The sequence below is a fragment of the Flavobacterium sp. genome (genome assembly GCF_040382755.1).
GTDB lineage: Bacteria > Bacteroidota > Bacteroidia > Flavobacteriales > Flavobacteriaceae > Flavobacterium.
Genome location: NZ_JBEIET010000237.1, coordinates 1 through 1,717, shown reverse-complemented (window position 1 = coordinate 1,717; position 1,717 = coordinate 1). Strand labels below are relative to the sequence as shown.

The 1,717-nt window shown below is 33.8% G+C and carries 2 protein-coding genes; both read right to left on the bottom strand.

The annotated features are described in order from the left end of the window. Nucleotides 1-473, bottom strand: a 473-nt coding sequence (locus ABWO04_RS11675) for an IMP dehydrogenase (protein WP_353079861.1), incomplete at its 3' end; no start/stop codon positions are given. 111 nt (nucleotides 474-584) lie between these two features. Further along, complete coding sequence (locus tag ABWO04_RS11670; RefSeq protein ID WP_353079860.1) at nucleotides 585-1,448, bottom strand: hydroxymethylglutaryl-CoA lyase; 864 nt, start codon at nucleotides 1,446-1,448, stop codon at nucleotides 585-587. Between the last annotated feature and the right edge of the window lie 269 nt (nucleotides 1,449-1,717).

Below are 1,717 nucleotides of genomic sequence, written 5' to 3'. Positions count from 1 at the left end.
GTCATTACTTCAGTAATCGCTCTTGAGTTTTCTTTTTCAAAACGCAAATCTCTATTGGTAACAATTCCCTTTAAAATTCCATTTTCATCTACAACTGGAATTCCACCAATACCAAATTCTCTCATCGCATTTTTGGCATCACCTACATTTGCGGTTAAAGGCAATGTTACAGGATCTATAATCATTCCGCTTTCTGCACGTTTTACTTTTCTCACTTCTGCAGCTTGTTGTGCAATAGTCATATTTTTATGTAGTACACCAATACCACCTTCTTGCGCCATAGCAATTGCCATCGCACTTTCTGTAACTGTATCCATTGCAGCGGAAACAATTGGTGTATTTAAGGTAATGTTTTTACTAAATTTTGATTGAATAGAAACTTCTCTTGGAAGAATTTCTGAGTAATTTGGGATTAAAAGAACATCGTCATACGTTAGTCCTTCTCCTATAATTTTTGTAGTGTGTGCTTTCATGCTGCAATTGAAGTTAAATTGCGTGCAAATATAAGAAAAAGTTAGTAGTAAATCATAATTTAATTCAAAACAATTAAATTTATCACTAAATCAATGCTTTAAGTTTATATATTAATGAAACGCGCCAAACAATTTAGTCGCTTCGTTATAGGCACTTTCAAAGCTCATTGGGCTGGTGTTGGTATTTTCTTTTTTGGTGGTAAAATAGGATAATAACTTTTCGGTAGGCATATTTCCGGTTAAGTCGTCTTTAGCCATAGGGCAGCCTCCGAAACCTTGAATGGCGCCGTCGTATCTTCTGCAACCAGCTTGATATGCGGCATCAATTTTTTCAAACCATTTGTCTGGCGTAGTATGTAAATGCGCACCAAATTCAATGTTTGGATATTTTGGTATTAAATTACGAAACAAATAATCAATAATTTCAGGCGTAGAAGAGCCAATCGTATCGGATAGCGATAAAATTTTTACGCCCATTTTAGCTAATTTTTCTGTCCAGTCACTCACAACATCTACATTGTAAGGATCGCCGTACGGATTTCCAAATCCCATAGAAATATACGTCACAACTTCTTTATTCGTTTTGTCTGCTATTTCAAGTATTTCTTGTAATGTTATTAAACTTTCAGCAATGGTTTTGTGCGTGTTTCGCATTTGAAAATTTTCAGAAATAGAAAACGGAAAACCAAGATATTGTATTGCTTTATGTTTTGATGCGGTTTCTGCTCCTTGCGTATTGGCAATAATAGCTAATAGTTTGCTTTTTGTTTGAGATAAATCTAATTGGTCTAAAACTTCAGCCGTGTCTTGCATTTGCGGAATCGCTTTTGGCGACACAAAACTTCCAAAATCCAGCGTGTCAAATCCAACTCGTAATAAAGATTGAATATATTGAACCTTTTTTTCGGTGGGAATAAACGTTTTAATGCCTTGCATAGCATCGCGCGGACATTCGATAATTTTTATTGCTTTCATAGGAATGTCAAAGATAAGTAAAACTTTATTTTTTACAAATATGTTTTTTTTTGGTGTTCGATTTATTAGATTTTGTTGTTAAAAAAAAATTATTAAAAACGTTTTTTTATTTATACTTTTGCAGCACAAATTAAGTAAGAAATTATGGTTAAAGATTTATTTGAAAGAATACAACAAAATAAAGGACCGTTAGGAAAATGGGCTTCACAAGCAGAAGGTTATTTCGTGTTTCCAAAGTTGGAAGGTGAATTGGGCCCAAGAATGCAATT